Origin of the sequence: Paracoccus tegillarcae (assembly GCF_002847305.1) — a bacterium.
In the GTDB taxonomy this organism is placed as follows: domain Bacteria; phylum Pseudomonadota; class Alphaproteobacteria; order Rhodobacterales; family Rhodobacteraceae; genus Paracoccus; species Paracoccus tegillarcae.
The window spans coordinates 3406735-3430207 of sequence record NZ_CP025408.1 but is presented as its reverse complement, the minus strand read 5'-3'; the positions used below and the strand labels follow the sequence as shown (position 1 = coordinate 3430207).

Below are 23473 nucleotides of genomic sequence, written 5' to 3'. Positions count from 1 at the left end.
ATATCAAATACCTGTGTGCATTCCCCCCTCCGGTTGTGACAGGCTGGGTCGAATCGAATGAACGGAGGGCAATATGGCAACCGGAATCTGGATCAGCCTGATCCTTTATTTCGCATTGATGCTGGGTATCGGCATTTATGCGTGGCGCAAATCGACCTCAAATTCCGAGGAATATGTGCTGGGCGGACGCAACCTTCCGCCCGCCGTCGCGGCACTGTCCGCGGGTGCCTCGGACATGAGCGGATGGCTGCTGCTGGGCCTGCCCGGCGCGCTTTACGCGGCGGGGCTGGTCGAGGCATGGATCGGCATCGGGCTGTTCGTCGGCGCGCTGGCCAACTGGATCTTCGTGGCACCGCGTCTGCGCGAACAGACCGAACGCTATGACAATTCGCTGACCATTCCGGGCTTTCTGTCCAAACGCTTCCCGTCCAAGGCCATGCTGCTACGGGTCGTCTCTGCCGTCATCATCGTAGTGTTTTTCGTGGTTTATACGGCCTCTGGCCTTGTCGGCGGCGGCAAACTGTTCGCCAGCGCCTTTGGCGGCAGCTATCTGACCGGCGTCTGGCTGACGCTTGGCGTGGTGCTGGCCTATACGGTCGTGGGCGGTTTTCTGGCCGTCAGCCTGACCGATTTCGTCCAGGGCGTCATCATGATGCTGGCGCTGATCATCATGCCGACGGTGGTGCTGTTTGGCGAAGGCGGCGGCGGTTTCTCGCAGGCCCGCGAAACGCTGGCCAGCGTCGATCCCGATTTCCTGTCGCTGACCAAGGGGCTGACGGTTGTGGGCTTTTTCTCGGCGGTGACATGGGGCTTGGGCTATTTCGGCCAGCCGCATATCATCGTGCGCTTCATGGCCTGCCGCAGCGTCGAGGAAATCCCCGCCGCGCGCAATATCGGCATGTCGTGGATGGCCATATCGCTGCTGGGTGCCATCGGGCTGGGCATCTTTGGCCGGGCCTATGCAGAACGCAACGGGGTGGTCGTCGATGACCCGGAAACCATCTTTATTGTTCTGGCGGACTTGCTGTTCCACCCGCTTATCACCGGCTTCCTCTACGCAGCCCTTCTGGCCGCGATCATGTCGACCGTGTCCAGCCAGTTGCTGGTCTCATCTTCATCCCTGACCGAAGATTTCTATCACCTGTTCCTGAACCGCGAAGCCAGCGAAACGTCCCTCGTGCTGGTCGGCCGGATTGCGGTTGTGGCCGTTGGTGTGATGGCTGCTTTGATCGCCCGCGATCCGGACTCCAACGTTCTGGGCCTCGTCTCGCATGCCTGGGCCGGCTTCGGCGCGGCCTTCGGACCACTGATGATCCTGTGCCTGACCTGGTCGCGCATGACCGGATCAGGGGCGGTTGCCGGTTTGGTCGTCGGCGCAGGCACGGTGATGCTATGGACGGCTTTGGGCCTGAACAGCAGCTTTATGGGCGGACCGGGTGTCTATGAAATCATTCCGGGCTTCATCGCCTCGATGCTGGCCATCGTCATTGTCAGCCTGATGACCGAAACGCAAAACGAGTTCCGCCCGCTCAGCGCCAAAGGCTGATTGTCTTCGGTGGTCAAATATCCTCGGGGGGCGCGGCGGGCAGACAGCCCCCCGCCATCGCAGGACGCAAGAAAAGGCGGTCGGAATTACTCGGCCGCCTTTGACATCGGGTTATTGGGATGCGTGGTCCAGTTGGCGTAATCGCCGCGCTTGATGCCGGTGCGGATGTCCAGCTCGCCCGGCTCCAATTCGCGCATGGTGATGCAGTCTTCGACCGGGCAGACATCGACGCATAGGTTGCAGGCCACGCATTCTTCCTCGATCACCTCGAAGACGCGACCGGGCTTCATTGCAATCGCCTGATGGCTGGTATCTTCGCAGGCGGCATAGCAGCGCCCGCATTTGATGCACAGATCCTGTTCAATCACCGCTTTGGTGACATAGTTCAGGTTCAACTGGTTCCAGTTGGTGACGTTTGGCACCGCGCGACCAACCAGGTCCGATAACTGCATCTCATGGCTGTCCAGATAGTCATGCAGCCCGGTGATCATTTCCTGCACAACCTTGAAGCCATAGGTCATCGCCGCCGTACAAACCTGCACATTGCCCGCACCAAGCGCCATGAATTCCGCCGCATCGCGCCAGGTGGTGATGCCGCCGATGCCGCTGATCGGCAGTCCGCGCGTTTCCTCGCTGCGCGCGATTTCCGCGACCATGTTCAGCGCAATCGGCTTGACCGCCGGTCCGCAATAGCCGCCATGGGCGCCCTTGCCGTCAATCGTGGGCTCGGGCGCAAACAGATCCAGATCGACCCCGGTGATCGAGTTGATCGTGTTGATCAGGCTGACCGCATCCGCCCCGCCGCGCTTGGCCGCCTCGGCCGGTTTGCGCACATCGGTGATATTCGGCGTCAGCTTCACGATGCAGGGCATGCGGCTGTACTGCTTGACCCAACGCGTGACCATTTCGATATAATCCGGCACCTGGCCGACGGCGCTGCCCATGCCGCGCTCGCTCATCCCGTGCGGGCAGCCAAAGTTCAGTTCCACACCATCGGCGCCGGTGTCTTCGATCTGCATCAGGATCGTGCGCCAGCTGTCTTCGTCACACGGCACCATCAGCGAAATGATCAGCGCCCGGTCGGGATAGTCGCGTTTCACCTGCTTGATCTCGCGCAGGTTCACCTCCAGCGGGCGGTCGGTGATCAACTCGATATTGTTCAGCCCCAGCAATCGCCGGTCGGCCCCATAGATCGCGCCATAGCGCGGGCCGTTGACGTTGACGACGGGCGGCCCTTCGGCGCCAAGCGTTTTCCAGACGACGCCGCCCCAACCGGCCTGAAAAGCGCGGCGGACATTGTATTCCTTGTCCGTCGGCGGCGCAGAGGCCAGCCAGAACGGATTGGGGGATTTGATCCCGACAAAGTTTGAACTCAGATCAGCCATGATATCCTCTCTCGCTCAGGCCGTCTTCCGCGCGGGCGGCATCTGGCTGCGGATGATTTCACTTCGGTGACGAAACACGTTGTCACGGGTCAAATGCGCGGCCGAGGCGCCCGCCCGTGCAATCAGATCGGCCAATTTGGAACGATCGCGGGCAAGTCCGGATAGCGCCTCGATCAGATCTGTTGTGGAACCGCGCTGGACCAAGAGACCGCCATCCTTTTCACCGACCAGCCCGCTGGCAAAAGGGTCGCTATAGCCGACCAGCGGCGTGGCCGAGTGCAGGCTCTCGATTAAATTGCGCGGCGATTCATCGGTCAGGTGACAGAATAGCTGCACATGCGCATCGCGATAGAATTGGCGCACGGTGTCACGATCGGAAACGAAACCTTCCAGGTGCAAATCATCGCCGCTCAGCCCGTTCTGGCTGGCAAAGTTGCGCATCTCATCCAGCAGTTCGCCGTCGCCGACCCACCGCGCTGTGAAATCAACGCCGTTTGCCTTTAACCCGGCAAGTATCTTGAGCCAGTCAAACGGCCCTTTCATCGGTGCGGCGCGGCCCACATAGAGAATACGCAGGGGACCCTGAGCGGTCGCCGTGATCTTGGCGTCCAGCAGATCTGGTGTCAGCCGATCCGCGTCGGTGAAGTGTACGTCCTCAACCAGGTGCGGGTTCCGGGCTATATTCTTGAAGTGATTGAAAACTGTTGCGCCATGCAGCAGGCTCAGATCGGCCCCTCGAACGGCGCGGCGTTCGTTTCGCTCGACGATAGCTGCCTTGATCGCCGATTTGGCGCGACCTGTGAGAGAGCTGTCAGCCGTGCTGCGGATAACCTGCGATTCAACGCGATCGAACCAGACCGCGTGGGCGATACCATGACGCCGCGCGGTGGCGGCGGCAATCTCGCCGGGGTCGCCGATCCAGCCGCCATATCCAAAGGTGTGATAGCGCGTCTTTTGCATCAGTCCCAGCAGTCTGGCTGAAACCTCTGAACCATGCTCGCGATTGATTTTTCGATCATAGGTGTTTGGCAGTGGGACGATTTCTATGCCTTCATCAGCCAGCGCCTTGGGATCGACAGCCGCCCAGCCCTGTGGGGATGCGCCCTCTGCGCTGATCGCATAGGCGCTGACATGGCCGAAATGCTCGCGCCATGCCCTGAGGCCGGAGACGGTTTGTTCTTCGACCATCAGTAAGCCGCCATCGGCGACGCGCAAAGGCGCCGTAAATCCCAGCATCAGACTGTCGTCAATCATTTCCACGCAGGACTCCGTCCATATCCTCGGCCGCGTCTCGGCCCTCTGCGACCGCTGTTACGGTCAGGTCGTCGCCGCCCATCGCGCAATCGCCGCCCGCCCAGACGCCATCGACCGAGGTGCGGCCGGACCCGGTGACAGCGATCTTGCCGCCCTCCAGCGCCAGCCCGTCGGCCGTGCCCTCCAGCCGTTGTCCAATAGCGCGGAACAGTTGGTCCGCCTTGAGGCGGAAGCGGTCGTTCGTCAGTGCCAGCCCGTCCGGCCCTTCCTCGGTATAGCAGAATTCGACCTCTGTCACAGCGCCATTGCCGTGAACGGCGACGGGCGCGGCATTGCACAGGATACGCACACCGGACGAGGTCGCATGATCCTGCTCGTACTGGCTGGCGCCCATGCGATCCTGTCCGCGTCGGTAGACGATGGTCACGTTCTCGGCGCCCAGCAGTTTCGACTGCACCGCCGCATCGACCGCCGTCATGCCGCCGCCGATCACCACCACATCGCGCCCGATGGGCAGGAGCGACAGATCGTCGGCCTGTCGCAGATCGCGGATGAAATCCACGGCATCGGTTGCGTTATCGCGATCCTCGCCATCAGTGCGCAGCGCGTTGACAGCGCCCAGACCCATACCCAGGAAAACGGCGTCATAATCAGCGCGCAGCGTCTCGAGCGTGACCTGATCGCCCAAACGCTGCCCATGGCGCAATTCAATCCCGCCGATGCCCAGCAGCCATTCCACCTCGGCCTGCGCGAAGTCATCCACGGTCTTGTAGCTGGCAATGCCGTATTCGTTCAGCCCGCCCGGCTTTTCCCTCGCCTCGAAGATCACCACGTCATGGCCTTTGGCAGCCAGACGATGCGCCGCAGACAGACCCGCCGGACCTGCGCCAACCACAGCGATCCGTTTGCCGGTCGGCGCACCGCGGACAAAGGGATGTGGCGCGTCAAGCATACCGTCAGTGGCATAGCGTTGCAGGGCGCCGATTTCGACGGGCTGCCCCTCGGCATCCATGCGCACGCAAGCGCCCTCGCACAGCTGTTCGGTCGGGCACACGCGGGCGCACATGCCGCCCAGAATGTTGGAATGCAGGATCGTCATCGCCGCCGCGTCGGGTGTGCCGGTAGAGATCTGGCGGATGAACAGGGGGATGTCGATGGCCGTGGGGCAGGCGGTGATGCAGGGCGCATCATGGCAGAAATAGCAGCGATCCGCTGCCACCCGTGCCTCGTGCGGCACCAGAGGTGGCGCAACATCGGCAAAGTTGTCCGCATAGTCCTGCGTCGAAAGTCGACCGGCGACGACACCGGGTGTAAGCTTGGCTTGGGTCATTTGCGCCCCCTGGCTTGGCCTTGTCAGGATCAGGCTGCCACAGGTCAGAAATTTTATCAAATGGTAAAATATCAGCTTCCGACCGACAGAATGTTGCGACTGGCCCGGTGCAGAGCTAGCCCGGCAGGCTGAGAATTGCGGTCAGCCCGCCCAGATCGGATCGTTCCAACCGCAGTTCTCCACCGTTCAACGCCGCCAGATCAGCGACGATGGCCAGCCCCAGACCGCTGCCCGGCGGACCGCTTTCATCCAGGCGCGCGCCGCGGATCAGCGCGCGGGGCGCATCGGTGTCGGCCATGCCGGGACCATCATCTTCGATCCGGATGGTCAGCCCGGGCAGGACTGTAATGCGCAGAACGGAACGCCCCCATTTCACGGCGTTCTCGGCCAGATTTCCGATCATCTCCTCGAGGTCCTGCCGCTCGCCTGCGAAAAACACCCGATCCGGGCAGGATATTTCGGTTCGCATCGATTTTTCTTCCATCGGTCGACGCAGGACCAGCATGATATCGTCGATCACCTCGCAAACCGGAGTGCGCTGCCCGAGGGTGCGGGGCTGGGCCGAGCGCGCGCGACGCAAATGCCAGCCGATCAGCCTGTCCATCCGCGCGATCAAAGCCTGACCCGCGTGATCCGCGGGCAGGTCGTTCGACAGCGCGGCCAGCGGGGTTTTCAACGAATGCGCCAGATTGCCCAGATGCTGACGAGAGCGGGCCAGCAGGGTGGCGTTCTGATCCAGTGCGGCGTTGATTTCCGCCACCAGCGGGTCAAGCTCGCTCACACCGGGTCGGGCCAGACGTTCGGCCTTGCCCGCGCGAACACGGCGCAGATCATCGCCAAGACGCCGCGTGCTGCCCAGCCCGGCAAAGACCTGCACCGCCACGGCGATGGCCAGACCCAGCCCCAACACGGCCAGTGAAATCGCCAGCGGTCGGCGCACCTGCGCGAGGCTGTCCCAGACCTCACGGGCAGGCGCCGTCACGATGACCGAGAACTGTGCGTCGCTGTCGGGGATGGTAAAGCTTTCGGTCAGCACCCGCAGCGGCTCGGATTGCGGGCCGCGCCCATAACCAGGCCCGGGACCGCGTCGCCCGCTATCGTCGATCAATGCGAAACTGGCATCGAACAACGACTCTGACTTGTCTACCAGCCGGCCATCGGCCCGGATCTGCCAGTACCAGCCCGACAATGGCAGTTGAAAGCGCGGATCTGTGGGCGTGTCGTCGACATCGATGTCGCCGTCATCCTCCACGTCGATCCCGGCGATCAGCGTATCGGCCACGGATTGCAGTTCTGCGTCGTAACGCTCGCTGACAAAGCGGTCCAGCACCGCGCCGATGGCCAGGAACGCCGCCAGCAGCGCCACCGTGATCCACACCGCAGCCAGTGCCAGCATTCGCGCCCGGATCGACCGGATCATACGGCGGACCGCAGCACATAACCCTCGCCGCGCCGTGTCTCGATCACGCCATCGCCGACCTTTTTGCGCAGGCGACCGATGACCACCTCGATGGATTTGAAATCGCGGTCGGCATCAAGCTCGTACAGATGTTCCGACAGTTCACTGCGGCTGACGATGCGGTCCTGATGGTGGATCAGATAGGCCAGAATGCGGGTCTCGAACGCCGTCAGCTTGAGCGGGGTGCCGTCCAGCGTAATCACACCCAGTTGCGCGTCCAGTTGCAGCTTGCCCGCGCGGATCACCGGGCGCGCATGACCTGCAGCGCGGCGGATCAGGGTCTGGGCGCGCAGGACGACCTCGTCCAGCCGAAAGGGTTTGACGGCATAGTCATCCGCGCCCGCGCGAAACCCCGCCACCTTGTCGGTCCAGTCGCCGCGTGCCGTCAGGATCAGGACTGGCATGGCAATGCCCTGATCGCGCCAGCGGGTCAGCACGTCGATACCGGGCAATCCGGGCAGGCCAAGATCCAGCACCGCGACATCATAGCTTTCGGTTGCGCCCAGATATTCGCCGCCTTCGCCGTCATGGGCCATGTCGGTCACGAAACCTGCATCCTGCATGGCACGCGCCAATTGCCCGGCCAGCGTTTCGTCATCCTCGACGATCAGTGCTCTCATCTTTTCAATGCCTCGATCTGCCCGACGCCCGCCACCTGCAGGAAACGTCCGGTCCGTGCATCCAGCCTAATGACCAGCAGATTGCGCGCGGGCGTCAGCAGGCGCAATTCCTCGACCAATTCGACACTCAGGTCACGCTCGTGGGCCGTGGGCGGTGCCAGTCTCGCGCCAATCAGCCTGCCATGATAGCGTTCGCCCACCAGCCGCGCGGTCTCATGCAGCGGCAGCGGACGGAAATCGTCATCAGCGCGCGCAGGCAGGGCGCTTAGCAGTAGAAGGGCGATCAGGATCAGGCGCATGAGGTTCTTTTGGCATGGGAAAGCCAAACGAAACCCAAACGGGACATTGGCCTTTGGTTCGATCTCGTTGGGTTAGACCTGATTCGTCAACCGGGGGCAGGGTGCCCTTGGGAAGAAGAAGTGAAAGGTTCAATCATGAGCAGCAAGTTCAAGAACACCGCCGCAATCCTGGCCATCATCACCGGGCTGGGTGGCGCCGCTTTGGCGCAAACCACCACCGAAACCGCACCTGCGGCACCTGCCGCACCGGCAGCGCCTCAGGCGCCGGTTGAGATTACCGAAGACGACCTGCCCGAGATCCTCCGGTCTCTGAATCTGCAGGATATCGATATCGACCGCGACCGCCGCCATACCGAGGTCGAGGGCCGGCTGGCCGACGGCACGCAGATCGAGGCCAAGCTGGACCCTTCGGGCGAGCTTCGCAAGATCGAGGCCGATGACGATGCGGCACTGCCCGCCTCGGTCATCGAGGCGCTGGTTCCCGAGGCGGTTCGCGGCTCGGATATCTTTGCCCAATTCGCAGAGATCGACGAAATCGGCATGCCCCCGGCACAATCGCGTATGGCCGGGATCATGATCGAAGGAACGGATGCCAATGGCGAAGACCTGCGCGCAGCCTTTTCCGAGGACGGCACCATGACCCGCTTTGGGCGCGGTGACGACGACGATGATGATGGCGGCAAGCGTGGCAAACGCGGCAAGCGTGGCGACCACGGCGATCGTGGGGATCACGGCCAGATGCACGGTGATCGCGGCGAGATGCGCGGCGATATGCGCGGCGGCCAAGGCGGTGAAGGCGGCGATATGCGGGGGCAGGACATGCAGCCGCCAGCGTTGCTGGACGAAGCCGCTGTCACGACGCTGATGACCGAGGCCGGCTATGCCGATCTGGGCAGCATCACCCGCGACGGGCCGCGCATGTCGGTCGAGGCGGTGAATGCCGCCGGTGAGAACGTCACCGTCGAGTTGAACCCGCGCGGCGAGATTGTCCGCGAAACGGCACGCTGATCGCGGCTGTCATACAGGCAAAGGCGGCGTCCCGATCGGGGCGCCGTTTCCTTATGCGATATAGCGGTCGCGGCGGTGATTGATCGCGATCACCATGTTGAGCACGACGGCACCCAGAAAGCTGTAGCCGACTGACTGCCAGTCGATCACGAACAAAGCCGCCGCAAAAAGCAGCGCATCGAAAATCAACTGTGCCCAGCCTGCGCGAAACCCCGTCGCATCCTGCAGATAGAGCGCTACAATGCCGACGCCGCCCAGGGACGCGCCATGACGAAACAGCGCCAGCAAGCCGGTGCCGCACACCGCACCCGCCAGTATCGCGCCAAAGACCGGATCGACCTCTGCGAACTGGATCAGGCCCGGCGCCAGCCCGGCAAGGACCGAGGTCAGCAGAACGGCCGCAAAGGTCTTGATCGTGAAACTCAGGCCAAAGCGACGATAGCCCAGCCAATAAAAAGGAATGTTCACCACAAAGAACACTGCACCAAACGACCACCCGGTTGCATAGGCGATCAGAATGGCCAGGCCCGCCGTCTGTCCGGTAATCAGTCCCAGATGGGTCAGCAGGGCCACGCCAAATGCGGCCATGAAGCTGCCAAAGGCGATGCCTTGCGCGTCGTCAGCCGCGCTGTGTGTGGTGATCTGTTGGGTCATGCCTGCGATGTGCCGTCTTGCGCGGGAATTGGCAAGCCACCGAATTGACGCCCTGCGCAAAGCGAAAACTCTGCCGCGATATCAAGCGTGTCCGTGCAAGCCGCTGATAACGGCTCCATCACGACTTTTCGCACAGCCCGTGAGCGGCTAGACATAGGCAAAACCATGGGGAGAGCGGGCATGACCCTGACAACAAGCAGAAGAGCGGTAACATTCGGACTTATGGCAGCGGGGCTGGTATCCTGCGGACCGGCCATTCCCGGCGGCGGGGGGGCTGGCTCATCCTCGGGCACCATTGCGCCGCCGCCGCGCCCGGTGCCCAATGCGGGCTATGACAACTGGGTCGCAGCTTTCAAGGGCCGCGCGGCGCGGCAGGGCATTTCCGCCGGTGTGCTGGACAATGCGTTTTCGCAGGGCGGCGGCTATCTGCCCACCGTGATCGAGAACGACCGCAATCAGACCGAATTCACCCGCACGCTGGAGGATTATCTGGCCATCGCCGCCTCGACCGACCGGGTCAGCAAGGGCCGCGCCAATCTCGCGCGTCACAGCGGTGTTCTGAGCCAGATCGAGGCACGCTACGGCGTCGAGGCGGCGGTTGTGGTGGCTGTCTGGGGCATGGAAAGCACCTATGGCGAACGGCGCGGCAATATTCCGGTGATCGCGGCGACCAGCACGCTGGCCTATCAGGGGCGGCGCGGGTCGTTCTTTGAACAGCAGCTGGTGGCGGCGCTGAAGATCCTGCAAAACGGCGATGTCCCGCCTGCCGGCATGACCGGCAGCTGGGCTGGCGCCATGGGGCATACGCAGTTCATCCCGACCTCTTATCTGCTCTACGCGGTCGATTTCAACGGCGATGGCCGTCGCGATATCTGGTCGAACGATCCCACCGACTCGCTGGCCTCGACGGCTGCCTATCTGCAACGTTCGGGCTGGCAGCGCGGCCAGCCCTGGGGCGTCGAAGTGCGGCTGCCCTCGGGCTTTTCAGGGCCGTTCGGGCGCGGTTCCTCGCGCAGCCCCTCGGCGTGGGCGTCGATGGGCGTGCGTGCGGCCAGTGGCGGCACCGTGCCCGATTACGGACCGGCCTCGATCATCACGCCGCAGGGCAGGAACGGTCCCGCCTTCATGACCTTCCGAAACTTCACCGTCATCACCCGCTATAACAATGCCGAGAAATACGTGATCGGCGTGGGTCACCTGTCCGACCGTCTGCGCGGCGGCGCGCCTATCCAGGGCAGCTTTCCGCCGGATCAGTACGGGCTGACCATTGACGACCGCCGCCGGATGCAGTCGCGTCTGACCGCAATGGGTTACGACACCAAGGGAACGGACGGCGTCGTCGGACCTGCCACCCGCGAGGCGATCAGTGCCTTCCAACGCTCGCGTGGGTTGCCGGCAACGGGCGAACCCTCGCGCGCATTGGTGCAAATGCTGGGCTGACATGCCCAGTCCTGCCGGTGGTGTCGTCTGGCGGCCACCGGCAAGCGCCTTGACCCTGTGCCGGTTGACGGGCGGATAGGCCGGATCTTGCCTGTCAAGGCTTGGCTGTGACCAAAGAGCGCAGGTTTTTACCTTGCGTCACATGACGGCATGATCCAGAGCAGACGGATCATGACCGCCGATATTATCCGCTCGCTGAAGATCGACTGTTCCTGCTGCCCAATCCGGCACCGGGCAGTTTGCGCCAAATGCGATACGGACGAGTTGGATCGGCTGAGAGAGATCAAATCCTACAGAAGCTGCCAGGCCGGGCAGGTGATTACCCTGCGCGGAGAGCGACTGGACATGGTTGCCTCTATCGTCTCGGGCACGGCCATGCTGAGCCGTTCGATCAGCGACGGGCGCACCCAGATGATCGGCTTGCTGCTGCCCTCGGATTTCATCGGCCGCCCCGGTCGTGCCGAGGCCCCTTATGATGTCACCGCCGTGACTGATGTGACGCTGTGCTGTTTTCGCAGAGGGGCGTTCGAGCAGTTGATGCAGGACATGCCACATGTGCAGGAACGCCTGCTGGAAATGTCGCTGGACGAATTGGACGCGGCGCGTGACTGGATGTTGCTGCTGGGCCGCAAGACCGCCCGCGAAAGGATCGCCAGTCTGCTTTCCCTGATCCTGCAGCGGGCAAATCTGCCCGAAGATCTGGGCGGAAAGAACGCCAGGATCGAACTGCCGATCACCCGCGAGGCAATCGCCAATTATCTTGGCCTGACCATCGAAACCGTCAGCCGGCAATTGACCGCGCTGCGCAGGGATGGGCTGATCAGCATCGAGGGCGCGCGCGGCGTCGTCATCTCGGACATGGATGCGCTGATCGCCGAGACCGGCGATGATGACACGCTCACTGCCTGAACCGTTTCCCACACCTTAGAAACTGCTTCACCGATTGAACCCGCAATTGTCCGAAGTTGGAGGATTTTGATCCTGCTTGATCCAGACCAAGGCGATAGCCCTGTGATGATCGTCGTCCAGCCTCGCCAACAGAACCGCGCGAATCGATCACGAGGGAAATTGGATGACGGACGCCTTGAAACTGGCGGCGCTTGGGCTTGTGGCCCAATGTATGGCTATCGCGGCCAACTGGGCACATGATCTGGCCTATCGGGTGCACGCCCTGATCTTGATGTTTCTGCCGGGCGGGATGGCCATTTTGCTCGTGCGGCGCGCGGATGCCCCGGCACGGGTCGTGGATAGATCAGGCTATATGGATGATGTGGTCCGCGCGGGCGTTAACGCCACGGTCTTTTGGGGCGTGGTCGGGTTTCTGCTGGGCATCTTCATCGCCCTTCAACGGGCCTTCCCGGCGTTGAATCTGGACTGGGCGCAGCCCTATGCGAATTTCGGGCGGTTGCGGCCCCTGCATACCAGCGCGGTGATCTTTGCCTTTGGCGGAAACGTGCCGATCTGACCACGCTTGCCATCGAAGATCCCGCCCATCAGTTCGGGGTCACGGGCGGGGCGGCGGTGTTTCGGGCCACTTCTTCGCCATGCCACGGCGCCGGTGCGGCAGGGGCGCGGGGCTATCCCGATCTGCTGGATGATGACTGGTTGTGGGGCGGTTCTCTGGAGAAAATCGAGGTGACGGTCCGCCACGGCACCCGCAATGTGACCGATGCAGATGCGCCGTTCTCGCAAATGCCGGCTGTTGGCGAATTCCTGCCGCATGACGAGAGCGCGTCAATCACGGAATATGTGCTGTCCTTGTTCGGGCGCGATCGCGACGCCGCCATGGCAAAGACCGGTTCGCAGTTTTTCGCCGATAATTGCGTGGCCTGCCACGGCGATGACGGCACGGGCGACCGGATGCAGGGCGCGCCTGATCTGACCGATGCGATCTGGCTTTATGGCGGCGACCGCGAAGTGATCGCCGAAACCATCGACGAGGCCCGCTTTGGCGTCATGTCCGGCTGGTCGCCGCGTCTCTCGGATGCCGAGGTCAAAGCCGTGACCCTCTACGTGTATCAGCCAGGAGGTGGCGAGTAAACGCCGCCTTCCAGAGGTCGGGCCCTTCATCCGGCCTGTGCCCGGGCCGGTGATCTGTTCGCAACTGTGATCGGGCCGGGGCATCCGTTCATATCTTGATCCAGGTCAAGGAGCGCGCGCGCCATCGGTGCCAGACAGCGCCCTGCGAGCAGATAGGTCTTTTGACGATGAATCAGCCAAACCCGCGCAGTCTCTATGCGCCTCGCGAGCCGATTTTTCCCCGCCGGGTCGCGGCGAAGTTTCGCGCGCGGAAGTGGTGGATCATGGGCGTGACGCTGGCGATCTGTCACGTCACGCCATGGATCCATTGGGATCGTGGACCCAGCCTGCCGGATCAGGCGGTCCTGATCGACATGGCGCATCGGCGTTTCTATTTCTTCTGGATCAGGATCTGGCCGCAGGAATTCTATTTCGTGGCCGGCCTGCTGATCATGGCGGGGATCGGGTTGTTCCTCTTTACCTCGGCGCTTGGCCGGGTCTGGTGCGGCTATACCTGTCCTCAGACGGTCTGGACCGATTTGTTCATACTGGTCGAACGCTGGATCAAAGGCGACCGCAATGCCCGCGTGCGGCTGTGGAACGCCCCGATGACGGCGCGCAAGCCGCGCGGGCTGATCGGCAATCTGGCGCTGTCCGACGCGGCGCTGCTGGTCCGTCCCCAGATCGAGGTCGCGGTTTCGCCCATCCGCAATCCGCTGTTCGTCTCCCTGTCCGATGGCTCGATCGGCAACGCGTATGATGTCCGCCTGCGCAACAAATGGGGCGATGAACGGCAGTTCAATATCGAATTGGCCGGGGATCCCAATTCGCAGGTCAGGCTCGAAAGGGCCGACGACAGCAGCGTCATGGTGCCGGCCGACACAACCGCGTTGCACCGTATCTATGTGCTCGCGCCCGCGAATACGGGGTCTGCCATGGCGGATACGACCGATATCCGCTTTGCGATCGAAGAACCGCAATCAGCCGAACGCGTGGGTGCGGATAGCGTGTTTCATGGAAAGGAAGCGCAATGAGCGGCGAACTTAGGGGCTATCATGTCGCAATGATCTTTGGGTCAGCCGTCGCGATCATCATCGGGGTCAATCTGGTGCTGGGAACTCAGGCCATCCGGACATTTCCGGGGCTTGAGGTCAAGAATTCCTACGTGGCAAGCCAGTCCTTTGACCGTGATCGTATCGCGCAGCAGGCACTGGGTTGGCAGGCATCGGTGCGCGTGGACGGCGATATGCTGCGGCTGGATATCACCGGGCAGGGCGGTCTTGTTCGCGCTGAAATCACAGAGGCGAAACTGGGCCGCGCCAGCCTTGCCGCTCAGGACCGCGCGCCGGAGTTTCACCCCCACGGCGATACCTATCTCGCCGATGTGCCGGGACTGGCGCCGGGGCTGTGGTATCTGTGGTTCGCAGCCGAGGCCCATGATGGCACGGTATTCCGGCAGCGATTAGAGTTGCGGGTGCCGGAATGAGCGTCGCTATCTGTCCCGGCTGCGCCATCGGTGTGATGGGGGCGGGTGCCGAACCGGACCGCCCGTTGGACGGCACGATCGAACTGGTCTTGCCCGGCATCCATTGTGCCGCCTGCATCGGCGGGGTCGAAGCCATCCTCAGATCCGCCCCGGGTGTCAGCGACGCACGCGTCAATCTGACCCGCAAGCGCGCCTGGATCCGTGCCGCACCCGGTGCCGACCCGGCTGACTGGATCGAGGCATTGGCCAATGCCGGTTACGACGCGCATGAAGTCACGTCGGATGCCCAGCCGCCCGCAGATAACCAGCCCGATATCGTCCTGCATCTTGGCATCGCGGGCTTTGCGATGATGAATGTCATGCTGCTATCGGTCGCCGTCTGGTCCGGCGCCGCCGATGTGACGCGCGATTTCCTGCAATGGATCAGCGCCCTGATCGCGCTGCCCGGCACGGCTTTTGCAGCCCGGCCGTTCTTTCGCAACGCATTGGGCGCCCTGCGCGCGGGACGTCTGGCGATGGACGTGCCGATCTCACTGGCGATTTTGTTGGCCTGCGGCATGTCGCTTTACGAAGTGGTCAAGGGCAGCGATCACACCTGGTTCGACACCGCGCTACCGCTGACCTTCTTTTTGCTGGCGGGGCGCTACCTCGAACAGATGATGCGCCGTGCGGTACGCTCGGCGGCGGCGGATATGTCAGCGCTGGAACCTAAGAGGGTGCACCGGATCGAAGGTTCGGCCCGCGTCTCAAGACCCATCCAGGAGGTGCGTGTCGGCGATATTCTGTGGCTGGCTGCCAGTGCGCGCGTGCCCGTTGACGCCGTGCTGATGGATGACAGCGCGCGGATCTATCGCAGCGCCCTGACCGGCGAATCCGATCCTGTCAGCGGGTTTCCGGCCAAGAGCATGCCGCTGGTGAGGTGATCCTGACCGGCCCGCTGTGCATCCGGGCCACCGCCATTGGCGAGAACACGACGCTGCGGCGCATGGTGCGGATGATTGCGGTGGCCGAAAACGCCCGGCCACGCACTGGATGTCAGCCGCAAAGCCGCCGATGTGGTCGTGACCGGGGATATCGCGATGGTTGTCGATGTCCTGCGCGCAAGCCACCATGCGCGCCGGCGGATGCAGGAAAACCTGATGATCGCCGCGCGTTTTAACGCTATGGCGGTGCCGCTGGCCGTCCTGGGCTTTGCCTTACCGCTGATTGCCGCGATCGCCATGTCGACCAGTTCGGTCACCGCGACCTTGAATGCGCAGCGTGTGAGTTTAACGATGACCATCCTCCTGACCCTGATCCCTGTTCTCTGTTTCCTGGTGTGATTGCGTTGCTTCTGTTCATCTGCACGATCTGATCCCGGCAAGATGACGACCCCGAAGGGGCCGCCAATGGCATCCTTTTGGATGACGGTCGCGATCAACACTAGCCGTACTGCAGGCCAACCGCCGCGCTCCAAATAGATCAAATACAACTAAAAACCTGATTTCTTTCAGGGCGCCTGTTTACGCTCCGCTGTCATATTGTCGGTAGACGATGTGCAACGGCGACCTATCGCCAGCAGATGATTTGGAATGTGATGGCAGACAGTTTTGATCGCCCGATGGACTTTGATGACGACGAAACTCGTTCACGGTTGGTAGATTTTCTGCCGGCGGCAATGCTGGCGGTTTTTGGTCTGCTGGGCCTGATTGCCGCATCGCTGACCATGGGCGGAACCGATCAGTTCGTCATCGTCGCGGCGCCCTGGACCAGTCGCGCAGAAATGACCGAAATGGTCTGGCGGGCGCAAGGCGGTGTTGTTGGCTTCGGGGCCGTTCCGGCGGTCGCTGTAGCCATGTCAGACGCGGCGGATTTCAAGGACCGCCTCTATCGGCAGGGGGCGTGGCTGGCGCTGCCCTCGCCTCGTTTCCTTGGCTGTTCCGGTAATTTGGTGGAGGGCGAAAATGAAGAATGAGCTTGTTGGCCTGCGCAACAGATATGCAGCGCTGCTGGTATGGCTGTTCTGGCTGCATGTTCCGCTTGCGGGGCTGGTGTCCCTCTGGATCCAGGCCTTGCCGTTTGCCACCGCCGTGCTGACAGCCTCTGTGCCGGCAGCCCTTTATCACATGACCTATCGGCGCTGCGGTGTTGCGCCCGCCACCTGCTATGTCGGAACCGTGGCGCTGATAAGCGAACCGGCGCTGCTGCTTGTGCTTTTCAGCGGCCATCCGTGGCAGATGGACATGCACATGTATTTCTTTGCGCTGATGGCGCTGAACATCGCATGGTTCCGGACCACGCCGCTATATCTGGGCGCAGCCCTGACCTCACTGCATCATCTGGTTCTGCTGTATCTGCTGCCGAGTGCCGTTTTTCCGGGGCAGGGCGATCTGGCGCGGGTGCTGCTGCATGCGGTCATCGTTGCCTTTCAGACCATTGTCCTGCTTTGGGTCGTCACCAAGTTGCGCGAAACCTTTTGGCGCATCGGGCGGATGGGCGATGAATTGCTGAAAAAAGGCGTCGCGCTAGAAGAGCGGACACGCGAGGCCGAAGCCGCGAATCAGGCCAAAAGCATGTTCCTGGCCAATGTCAGCCATGAGATACGCACGCCCATCAACGCGATTCTGGGGTTCTCGCATCTGCTGCAGCGCACGGCATTGAAACCATCGCAAAAGGATCAGATCGGCAAGATCAATTCCGCCGGCGTGACACTGCTGCGTTTGATCAACGACGTCCTGGATGTCTCGAAGATCGAGGCAGGAAAGTTCGAACTGGATGAATGCGAATTCGATCTGCGCACGGCAATCGAAAGTCAGTTGCAGATGGTTTCTGAAAGCGCGCTGTCAAAGGGACTGTCGGTCGACGTTCAGGTGGCCAAGAACATTCCAACGCTGCTGATCGGCGATGACATGCGCTTCAATCAGGTGGTCCTGAACCTGCTTAGCAATGCGATCAAGTTCACACCACAGGGGCGTATTTCTGTCACCGTCGAAAAGGTGGCCGAGGCGGATGGCATCGCCGACATCCAGTGCAGCGTCAAAGACAGTGGCATTGGCATGACGCCTGAACAGCAAGCCGTCTTGTTCAAATCCTTCGCTCAGGCGGATCCTTCGACCACGCGCAGGTTTGGCGGTACGGGTCTGGGCCTGGCGATAAGTCGTCAGATCGCAGAGCAGATGGGCGGTTGGATCAAGGTCGATAGTGTCGCCGATCAGGGCAGCACATTCACCTTTCTGGTCCGAATGAGGCTCGGCGGCCAACTGCCATATGTCGCGACCGGGCCCGATGGCAGCCTCAGGCGGCTGCGCATTCTTGTGGGCGACGACAATCCGGCGGCGCGGCAGATCATCCAGGAAATCTTCGCAAGATGGGGAATGCAGGCCGACCTGGCTGTTTCGGGGCAGAGCGTGCTTGATATGGTTCAGACCGCCGCGGCAGATGGCAAATCTTATGATCTGCTGATGCTGGACTGGAAAATGCCGGTGATCGATGGGATGGACGCTCTGAAACGAATGAAAGGCTTGCCGGGCCTGAGCAAGCTGCCGGTCACGGTGATGATGACCGCCTATGATCTCGATGACTGCATTCAACTCGGCGCAGGTCAGGATATAGCTGCTTTTCTGAGCAAACCGATCGATGCGGCCCGTTTGAGCTCGACCCTCAACCACCTGTTCCAGGTCGCGACAACGGATGACGATACACAGATCGTGGACGGCAGCGGCCGGCCAGGCTTTGGCTATGTTGATCAACTGCCAAGGCAGCTACACGGTCTGCGCGTTCTTCTGGCTGAGGATAACGAGATCAACCGCGAAATCGCAGTCGAACTGCTGACCGATGCCGGATTGGTTGTAGAATGCGCATCGAACGGACGGCTGGCATGCGAGATGGTCGAGTCCCGGGGCGATGATTTCGCCGCTATCCTGATGGACGTTCAGATGCCTGAAATGGACGGTGTGACCGCGACAGTGCGCATTCGAGAAACAGTTTCCTCCGAGGCGCTGCCGATTATCGCGATGACAGCCCATGCCTATGAAGAGGACCGGCAACGCTGCCTGGGCGCCGGAATGAACGATCACATCGCAAAGCCCATCGATCCGCAGCTGTTGATCGCGACGCTGACACAGTGGCTCAGCGCCGCAGAGGCGAATGGGGCACCAGCCCAGATCCGCAGCCGACCAGACGGCCACGCCAATGAAGAGCTGCCAGCGCAACTGCCTCCGTTCGACATCGAGACTGCGCTGGCACGGGTGAATGGCCGAAAACCGCTGCTTCGCCGCTTGATCGTCAGCTTTCACGATAACTACAGTGATTGCGTCGACAGGCTGGCTGCCAAAATTCACCAAGGCAAGCATGGCGAGGCCGCGGATCTTGCACATAGTCTAAAGGGCGTCGCGGCATCGCTAGAGCTTGCGGATGTGGTCGCCCCGGCGCAGGCGATCGAGGACCTATTGCGATCGGGTCATCAAACCGGATTTGACGATCTGATGGCTGAATTGCGGGTTGCGGTTCAGTCGGCTGTCAATGCGGCCGCCAGCCTGATCCCAGATCGCAGCGCACCGGCCCGCATGCCCGACCAAGCGGCCGAGGTCACGGATATAACGGCCGCCATGACAGCGCGCGATGATCTGCGCGATAAACTGGGGCGACAAAGCCTTTCCGCACGGCGCGCTTACGGAACATTCGCCGACGCCCTCGGTCTGACGCCCGAGCAGCGAGAGCAGGACCCGATGGGCGAGGCGCTGTTGCGGCTGGATTATGACGAAGCGCTGGAATTGCTTGACGCCCACTATGCGGACCTGGCCAACGATCGGAAGGATAAGTCAGCATGAACAGCAAGCCTGTCATCATGGTGGTCGATGACGAGATCGCCAATATTGAAACGATCGGCGCGATCCTGGAAGACGAATACGACATCGTTTTCGCCCGTTCGGGCGAACAGGCGATCGAGATGGCCGTGAAAAACCCGTTGGACCTGATCTTGCTGGACATCATCATGCCCGGTTTGGACGGATACGAGACCTGTCGCAGGCTAAAGCAGGACCCGCAACTGGCGGATGTTCCGGTGATTTTTACCACAGGCCTTCATGCTCTTGAAGACGAGGTTCAGGGTCTGTCTGCCGGCGCGATTGATTACGTGATCAAGCCGGTACAGCCTGTCTCATTGCGTCAACGTGTCGGAAATCACGTCGAACTCAAACGCGTTAGAGACCGGCTGGTCAACCTGACGATGATCGATCCGCTGACCAGCCTGGGCAATCGTCGCATGCTGGAATGTCAGCTTGACGAAATCGTGCCGAGGCTGGCAAAGACCAGGGAATGGCTATCTCTGGCCCTTGTGGATATCGATTTTTTCAAGCAGTTCAATGATATATACGGTCATCCGGCGGGGGATAGCTGCTTGCGAAAGGTCGCAGCGGCGTTGAATGATACGATGCGTCGCGGCAGCGATTTTTGCACGCGCTATGGCGGCGAGGAATTTGCCGGCGTCCTGCCTGCCACGGATTTGGATGGTGCTATGCGTATCGCAGAAGAGATGCGCAAGACCATTGAGGCTCTCACCATTCCGCATTCCGGTTCGGGGGTAGGAAATGTGGTGACCATAAGCGTGGGCGTTACCAGCTTTAGGTGTGGCCCGGAACCATCGACCGCACTCTATTTCGAGAAGGCTGATACAATGCTCTATACCAGCAAAAAGAATGGCAGGAACCAGGTGACAGGCGGCGCAGCTGATTGAGAATGGCGATTGGCTGGTTTCCACACCTCATAACCCTCACCGCGGGTCGCATTCGGTCGGATCTTCACAGTCAGATGACTGTCGCGCTCCAGCTGAAATTCCGCAGCAGCCAGTCCGCGATTTGGTCAATATTGCCCGAGGCGATCAATACCCCAAAGAGGATCAGCAATAGCCCCATTGCCTTTTCGACATACCCCAAGCTTTTACGATGGCGCGCCATCCAACCCATGAAAGTGGGCGCAAGAAAAGCCACGATGACAAAGGGCAGGGTCATCCCCAATCCAAAAACCAAAAGCAGCGACGAACCGTGCCACAAATCCCCGCTGCCCGATGCGATCATCAGGATCGCGGCAAGCGCCGGTCCCACACAGGGCGTCCAGCCGAAACCAAAGGCCAGCCCCATCACATAGGCACCCAAAACCGAGCCGGGCCGTAAATCCGTTGAGAGTCTGGCCTCTCGAAAGAGAAACGAAATGCGCAGAACGCCAAGAAAATGCAGCCCGAACACGATCAGGATCGCCGCCGCAAGATAGCTGAGAGGTTGGTAATATTCTGCAAACGCCCTGCCAAGCATGGTTGCACCCAGTCCCAACAGCATGAAAATGCTAGTCACGCCAGATGCAAATGCGATTGCAGGGATAACAGTCCGCGGACTCCGACCGCGCGCAGAAGCGCTTCCATCGCGCAATTCTGCCACTGACAGCCCACCGATATATGCCAGATAGAATGGCACCATCGGTAAAATGCAGGGTGAGAAAAAGGCTAAAAGTCCCGCCACCGCCGCACCTAGGTAGCCGATTTCTGGCATGACGTCTCCTCTGTGACGGATGTCCATTCCTTGACCAAGCTACGTCAAACTGCGCGCTTCTTAGCGCCGCGCCGACGATACTGCCGCGCGCGCCACCAAGCGTGATTTGCCAGCTTTGTCCTTCTGGACCTATGATTTGATCAGGGGAAGGGGGTTTATCATGATAATGACACGGCGCTGTGCCGCCCTATGCTTGCTCGCCCTGGCGACCGCGGGGCCTGCCATGGCCCATCACGGTTGGCGCTGGACGACGGGCCGGAACATCCGGCTGTCGGGGTTGATCGCATCTGCCAATTTGGGAAATCCGCATGGCGTGTTGCGGGTGGATGCAGAGGGCGATCAGTGGATGGTCGAGGTCGGACAGCCATGGCGCAACCAGCGCGCCGGGCTGACTGACAGTGACTTTGCGACGGGGCGAGAGATCGTGATCGAGGGCGAGCCCTCGGCAAATCTCGAGGATCGACTGTTGAAGGCAGAGCGGATCTGGTTCGACGGCAAGTTGCATGACCTCTATCCTGAACGTGGTTAAAGCGTGGAGCCGCTGATCGAGGCGCTTGCCAGCACGGATCTGGCGCAGGTGATGCGCAACAGCCGCTGGCTCTACGCGGCAGTCAGTGGCGGGCATGTGCTTGGCATCGCCCTGTTGATCGGCGCGATCGGCAGCCTCGATCTGCGGTTGATCGGACTGTGGCCGGCGGTGCCCGTCGAAATGCTGGCACGTGTCCTCGTTCCGGTCGCGGTTTCCGGATTGTCGCTGGCAATGATGACAGGGCTGATGCTGTTTCTCGCAGGCCCTGCCGATTATGCGCAAATGTCGCTGTTTCGGGTCAAGCTGGTCCTGATCGCCGTCGGCACTGGTCACGCGCTTTGGTTTCATTCGACCAACAGTTTCGACGGCGCGACCGTCGCGCTCAGACGGGTCGGCGTCACCTCGCTGATCATCTGGCTTGCCGTTTTGGGCTGCGGTCGGATGTTGGCCTTTGCTGGTTAATCTGTCAGTCACCGGCCGACGCGATCACCCGGATCTCGACAATCGCCCACTCGCGCCGAAACCCCGCCACCTCGACCGCAGGCCACGCGGGGTAGGGCGGCGCCAGCTAGTCCAGCCTCTCGTGATCAAACAGGGCAAATGCCAACGTAGCCCTGCGTTATAGTTTGTCATCTCGACCACCGCGTCGAACCCCGGTCCAGCTTCGGCCAATACCTCGCCGATTTTATCGAAAGCGCCGCGAAACTGCTCTTCGGGGTCCATCGGCATCTCGCCGTCCGGCCTGCTACCCGTCATTCCGGTCAGAAACAGGAACCCCTCCGCCAATGTGCCCGGCGACATCCGCGACGCGGACATCGCGTCCCGCGCCGCCTTGGGAATGATCGCCCGTTTCTTCTTCATCGAAATATCCCGCAGGGGGTGTGGGGGCGGCGAACGCCCCCACAGCAGCGCTGATTACTCGCTCAATGCCTGATCTGTGATCACATGGGTCCAGGCACCCTCGGGTTCGGCAGAAATGACAGGATCCGATCCGCCCGACAGCAGTGTGTCGACTGTGCGTTGATAATCGGCCTCGTCCAGCGCGCCGTTAGAGCCTGCGGTCAGCTTGGCGACCTCGGTCATCATGCGAGTCTGATGTTCGATGGTCTGCGCGCCTGTTTCGTCATTTTCCAGCACGATCTCAGCGGCTTCCTCGGAGTTTTCTTCGGCATATTTCCAACCCTTCATGCTGGCCCGGACAAAGCGCGTCAGCTTGTCGACCATTTCCGGATCGTCGAGGTTTTCCTGCAGCGTATAAAGCCCGTCTTCCAGCGTCGCGACGCCCTGGTCTTCGTATTTGAAGGTCACCAGATCGTCCTCGGCAATGCCGGCATCCAGAACCTGACCGTATTCGTTATAGGTCATGGTGCTGATGCAGGCGGCCTGCTTTTGCAGCAGCGGATCGACGTTGAAGCCCTGTTTGAGCACCGTAACCCCGTCCTCGCCACCTTCCGTCGGGATCTCCAGATGGTTCATCCAGCTCAGGAACGGGTATTCATTGCCAAAGAACCACACACCCAGGGTCTTGCCCGGAAAATCGGCCTTGGGGTCGGAAATATTGCTCTCTTTGAGGCAGGTCAGCATCATCCCCGATGATTTGAACGGCTGCGCGATATTGACCAGCGGCAGCCCTTTTTCACGCGCCGCCAGCGCGGCGGGCATCCATTCGACTGTCACATCGGCGCCGCCGCCTGCCAACACCTGTGTCGGCGCGATATCCGGACCACCCGGCTTGATGGTGACGTCCAGGTCTTCTTCGTCGTAAAAGCCCTTGTCCTTGGCCACGTAATAGCCCGCGAACTGGGCCTGGGTGACCCATTTCAGTTGCAAAGACAGCTCATCAGCCGCGTTGGCGGTGCCGGCCATCAAGGCAAGTCCGGCGGCGCTGATCATCAGTTTCTTCATGGCGTCCTCTCCTGTTGT

Annotated in this window: 24 protein-coding genes and 1 pseudogene; 15 read left to right on the top strand and 10 right to left on the bottom strand. The window is 61.4% G+C overall.

The window, feature by feature from the left end; genetic code table 11:
* Positions 1-73 precede the first annotated feature (73 nt).
* Positions 74-1546 carry a sodium/proline symporter PutP gene (gene putP, locus CUV01_RS16860; RefSeq protein WP_101461486.1) on the top strand — a complete coding sequence of 491 codons (1473 nt, stop codon included), beginning with the start codon at positions 74-76 and terminating at the stop codon, positions 1544-1546.
* 86 nt (positions 1547-1632) lie between these two features.
* Here the strand turns inward: putP and preA are convergent, their stop codons facing one another.
* The 6 genes from preA to CUV01_RS16830 all read right to left on the bottom strand — a co-directional run bounded on the left by preA (position 1633) and on the right by CUV01_RS16830 (position 7893).
* Positions 1633-2931, bottom strand: coding sequence for an NAD-dependent dihydropyrimidine dehydrogenase subunit PreA (preA, locus tag CUV01_RS16855; protein WP_101461485.1), 1299 nt, complete (start codon positions 2929-2931; stop codon positions 1633-1635).
* Positions 2932-2946: 15 nt separating this feature from the next.
* Positions 2947-4185, bottom strand: a complete 1239-nt coding sequence (locus tag CUV01_RS16850; protein WP_101461484.1) for a glycosyltransferase — start codon at positions 4183-4185, stop codon at positions 2947-2949.
* Entirely contained in the window at positions 4178-5515 is a 1338-nt protein-coding gene (locus CUV01_RS16845) for an NAD(P)-dependent oxidoreductase (protein ID WP_101462187.1), read from the bottom strand. The genes CUV01_RS16850 and CUV01_RS16845 overlap by 8 nt, the downstream gene beginning before the upstream one ends.
* Before the next feature lie 115 nt (positions 5516-5630).
* Entirely contained in the window at positions 5631-6935 is a 1305-nt protein-coding gene (locus CUV01_RS16840; protein ID WP_101461483.1) for a sensor histidine kinase, read from the bottom strand.
* Positions 6932-7594 carry a response regulator transcription factor gene (locus tag CUV01_RS16835; RefSeq protein ID WP_101461482.1) on the bottom strand — a complete coding sequence of 221 codons (663 nt, stop codon included), beginning with the start codon at positions 7592-7594 and terminating at the stop codon, positions 6932-6934. The genes CUV01_RS16840 and CUV01_RS16835 overlap by 4 nt, the downstream gene beginning before the upstream one ends.
* A complete protein-coding gene (locus tag CUV01_RS16830) occupies positions 7591-7893 on the bottom strand; it encodes a hypothetical protein (RefSeq protein WP_101461481.1) in 303 nt (100 codons plus the stop codon). The genes CUV01_RS16835 and CUV01_RS16830 overlap by 4 nt, the downstream gene beginning before the upstream one ends.
* 135 nt (positions 7894-8028) lie before the next feature.
* Here CUV01_RS16830 and CUV01_RS16825 point away from each other — a divergent pair, with 135 nt between their 5' ends.
* A complete protein-coding gene (locus CUV01_RS16825) occupies positions 8029-8901 on the top strand; it encodes a hypothetical protein (protein ID WP_101461480.1) in 873 nt (290 codons plus the stop codon).
* 51 nt (positions 8902-8952) lie between these two features.
* Here CUV01_RS16825 and CUV01_RS16820 read toward each other — a convergent pair whose 3' ends face one another.
* Positions 8953-9555, bottom strand: coding sequence for a YitT family protein (locus CUV01_RS16820; RefSeq protein WP_101461479.1), 603 nt, complete (start codon positions 9553-9555; stop codon positions 8953-8955).
* A 186-nt stretch (positions 9556-9741) separates the two neighbouring features.
* Between CUV01_RS16820 and CUV01_RS16815 the strand changes: the two genes are divergently transcribed.
* The 11 genes and pseudogenes from CUV01_RS16815 (at position 9742) to CUV01_RS16770 (ending at position 20213) form a co-directional block, all read left to right on the top strand.
* Entirely contained in the window at positions 9742-10995 is a 1254-nt protein-coding gene (locus CUV01_RS16815) for a lytic murein transglycosylase (protein WP_101462186.1), read from the top strand.
* 150 nt (positions 10996-11145) lie between these two features.
* Entirely contained in the window at positions 11146-11904 is a 759-nt protein-coding gene (gene fnrL / locus CUV01_RS16810; protein WP_277869382.1) for a transcriptional regulator FnrL, read from the top strand.
* Between the two features lie 163 nt (positions 11905-12067).
* Positions 12068-12457 (top strand): annotated as a pseudogene (locus tag CUV01_RS19740) (cbb3-type cytochrome c oxidase subunit I); the annotation flags it as partial.
* Positions 12370-13035, top strand: coding sequence for a cytochrome-c oxidase, cbb3-type subunit III (gene ccoP / locus CUV01_RS16805; protein WP_101462184.1), 666 nt, complete (start codon positions 12370-12372; stop codon positions 13033-13035). The pseudogene CUV01_RS19740 and the gene ccoP, both read left to right, overlap by 88 nt.
* 167 nt (positions 13036-13202) lie before the next feature.
* Positions 13203-14048 carry a FixG Ig-like domain-containing protein gene (locus tag CUV01_RS16800; RefSeq protein WP_198731839.1) on the top strand — a complete coding sequence of 282 codons (846 nt, stop codon included), beginning with the start codon at positions 13203-13205 and terminating at the stop codon, positions 14046-14048.
* Complete coding sequence (locus CUV01_RS16795; protein ID WP_101461478.1) at positions 14045-14500, top strand: FixH family protein; 456 nt, start codon at positions 14045-14047, stop codon at positions 14498-14500. The genes CUV01_RS16800 and CUV01_RS16795 overlap by 4 nt, the downstream gene beginning before the upstream one ends.
* Positions 14497-15423, top strand: a complete 927-nt coding sequence (locus CUV01_RS16790) for a P-type ATPase actuator domain-containing protein (RefSeq protein WP_101461477.1) — start codon at positions 14497-14499, stop codon at positions 15421-15423. Before CUV01_RS16795 ends, CUV01_RS16790 begins: the two co-directional genes overlap by 4 nt.
* Positions 15424-15561: 138 nt before the next feature.
* A complete protein-coding gene (locus CUV01_RS16785) occupies positions 15562-15822 on the top strand; it encodes a hypothetical protein (RefSeq protein WP_157994894.1) in 261 nt (86 codons plus the stop codon).
* A 254-nt stretch (positions 15823-16076) separates the two neighbouring features.
* On the top strand, positions 16077-16454 hold the full coding sequence (locus CUV01_RS16780; protein ID WP_157994893.1) for a hypothetical protein: 378 nt from the start codon (positions 16077-16079) through the stop codon (positions 16452-16454).
* Positions 16444-19308: a hybrid sensor histidine kinase/response regulator gene (locus CUV01_RS16775; protein ID WP_101461474.1), complete on the top strand. Its 2865-nt coding sequence runs from the start codon at positions 16444-16446 to the stop codon at positions 19306-19308. The genes CUV01_RS16780 and CUV01_RS16775 overlap by 11 nt, the downstream gene beginning before the upstream one ends.
* Positions 19305-20213, top strand: a complete 909-nt coding sequence (locus CUV01_RS16770; RefSeq protein ID WP_101461473.1) for a diguanylate cyclase — start codon at positions 19305-19307, stop codon at positions 20211-20213. Before CUV01_RS16775 ends, CUV01_RS16770 begins: the two co-directional genes overlap by 4 nt.
* A gap of 70 nt (positions 20214-20283) precedes the next feature.
* On the opposite strand, the gene CUV01_RS16765 is transcribed toward CUV01_RS16770, so the two are convergent.
* Positions 20284-21021 carry a cytochrome c biogenesis CcdA family protein gene (locus tag CUV01_RS16765; RefSeq protein ID WP_101461472.1) on the bottom strand — a complete coding sequence of 246 codons (738 nt, stop codon included), beginning with the start codon at positions 21019-21021 and terminating at the stop codon, positions 20284-20286.
* 223 nt (positions 21022-21244) lie between these two features.
* Here CUV01_RS16765 and CUV01_RS16760 point away from each other — a divergent pair, with 223 nt between their 5' ends.
* Positions 21245-21550: a DUF6152 family protein gene (locus CUV01_RS16760; RefSeq protein WP_232962327.1), complete on the top strand. Its 306-nt coding sequence runs from the start codon at positions 21245-21247 to the stop codon at positions 21548-21550.
* A 3-nt stretch (positions 21551-21553) separates the two neighbouring features.
* Complete coding sequence (locus CUV01_RS16755) at positions 21554-22012, top strand: hypothetical protein (protein WP_101461470.1); 459 nt, start codon at positions 21554-21556, stop codon at positions 22010-22012.
* Between the two features lie 24 nt (positions 22013-22036).
* On the opposite strand, the gene CUV01_RS16750 is transcribed toward CUV01_RS16755, so the two are convergent.
* A complete protein-coding gene (locus CUV01_RS16750) occupies positions 22037-22411 on the bottom strand; it encodes a Rid family hydrolase (RefSeq protein WP_232962325.1) in 375 nt (124 codons plus the stop codon).
* A 54-nt stretch (positions 22412-22465) separates the two neighbouring features.
* Positions 22466-23455, bottom strand: coding sequence for an ABC transporter substrate-binding protein (locus tag CUV01_RS16745; RefSeq protein WP_101461469.1), 990 nt, complete (start codon positions 23453-23455; stop codon positions 22466-22468).
* Between the last annotated feature and the right edge of the window lie 18 nt (positions 23456-23473).

Bases quoted from the DNA above. Each gene is read 5' to 3' on its own strand.
- putP (WP_101461486.1), top strand. From the start codon at position 74: ATGGCAACCGGAATCTGGATCAGCCTGATCCTTTATTTCGCATTGATG.
- preA (WP_101461485.1), bottom strand. From the start codon at position 2,931: ATGGCTGATCTGAGTTCAAACTTTGTCGGGATCAAATCCCCCAATCCG.
- CUV01_RS16850 (WP_101461484.1), bottom strand. From the start codon at position 4,185: ATGATTGACGACAGTCTGATGCTGGGATTTACGGCGCCTTTGCGCGTC.
- CUV01_RS16845 (WP_101462187.1), bottom strand. From the start codon at position 5,515: ATGACCCAAGCCAAGCTTACACCCGGTGTCGTCGCCGGTCGACTTTCG.
- CUV01_RS16840 (WP_101461483.1), bottom strand. From the start codon at position 6,935: ATGATCCGGTCGATCCGGGCGCGAATGCTGGCACTGGCTGCGGTGTGG.
- CUV01_RS16835 (WP_101461482.1), bottom strand. From the start codon at position 7,594: ATGAGAGCACTGATCGTCGAGGATGACGAAACGCTGGCCGGGCAATTG.
- CUV01_RS16830 (WP_101461481.1), bottom strand. From the start codon at position 7,893: ATGCGCCTGATCCTGATCGCCCTTCTACTGCTAAGCGCCCTGCCTGCG.
- CUV01_RS16825 (WP_101461480.1), top strand. From the start codon at position 8,029: ATGAGCAGCAAGTTCAAGAACACCGCCGCAATCCTGGCCATCATCACC.
- CUV01_RS16820 (WP_101461479.1), bottom strand. From the start codon at position 9,555: ATGACCCAACAGATCACCACACACAGCGCGGCTGACGACGCGCAAGGC.
- fnrL (WP_277869382.1), top strand. From the start codon at position 11,146: ATGATCCAGAGCAGACGGATCATGACCGCCGATATTATCCGCTCGCTG.
- CUV01_RS16800 (WP_198731839.1), top strand. From the start codon at position 13,203: ATGAATCAGCCAAACCCGCGCAGTCTCTATGCGCCTCGCGAGCCGATT.
- CUV01_RS16795 (WP_101461478.1), top strand. From the start codon at position 14,045: ATGAGCGGCGAACTTAGGGGCTATCATGTCGCAATGATCTTTGGGTCA.
- CUV01_RS16790 (WP_101461477.1), top strand. From the start codon at position 14,497: ATGAGCGTCGCTATCTGTCCCGGCTGCGCCATCGGTGTGATGGGGGCG.
- CUV01_RS16780 (WP_157994893.1), top strand. From the start codon at position 16,077: ATGGCAGACAGTTTTGATCGCCCGATGGACTTTGATGACGACGAAACT.
- CUV01_RS16775 (WP_101461474.1), top strand. From the start codon at position 16,444: ATGAAGAATGAGCTTGTTGGCCTGCGCAACAGATATGCAGCGCTGCTG.
- CUV01_RS16770 (WP_101461473.1), top strand. From the start codon at position 19,305: ATGAACAGCAAGCCTGTCATCATGGTGGTCGATGACGAGATCGCCAAT.
- CUV01_RS16765 (WP_101461472.1), bottom strand. From the start codon at position 21,021: ATGCCAGAAATCGGCTACCTAGGTGCGGCGGTGGCGGGACTTTTAGCC.
- CUV01_RS16760 (WP_232962327.1), top strand. From the start codon at position 21,245: ATGGCCCATCACGGTTGGCGCTGGACGACGGGCCGGAACATCCGGCTG.
- CUV01_RS16750 (WP_232962325.1), bottom strand. From the start codon at position 22,411: ATGAAGAAGAAACGGGCGATCATTCCCAAGGCGGCGCGGGACGCGATG.
- CUV01_RS16745 (WP_101461469.1), bottom strand. From the start codon at position 23,455: ATGAAGAAACTGATGATCAGCGCCGCCGGACTTGCCTTGATGGCCGGC.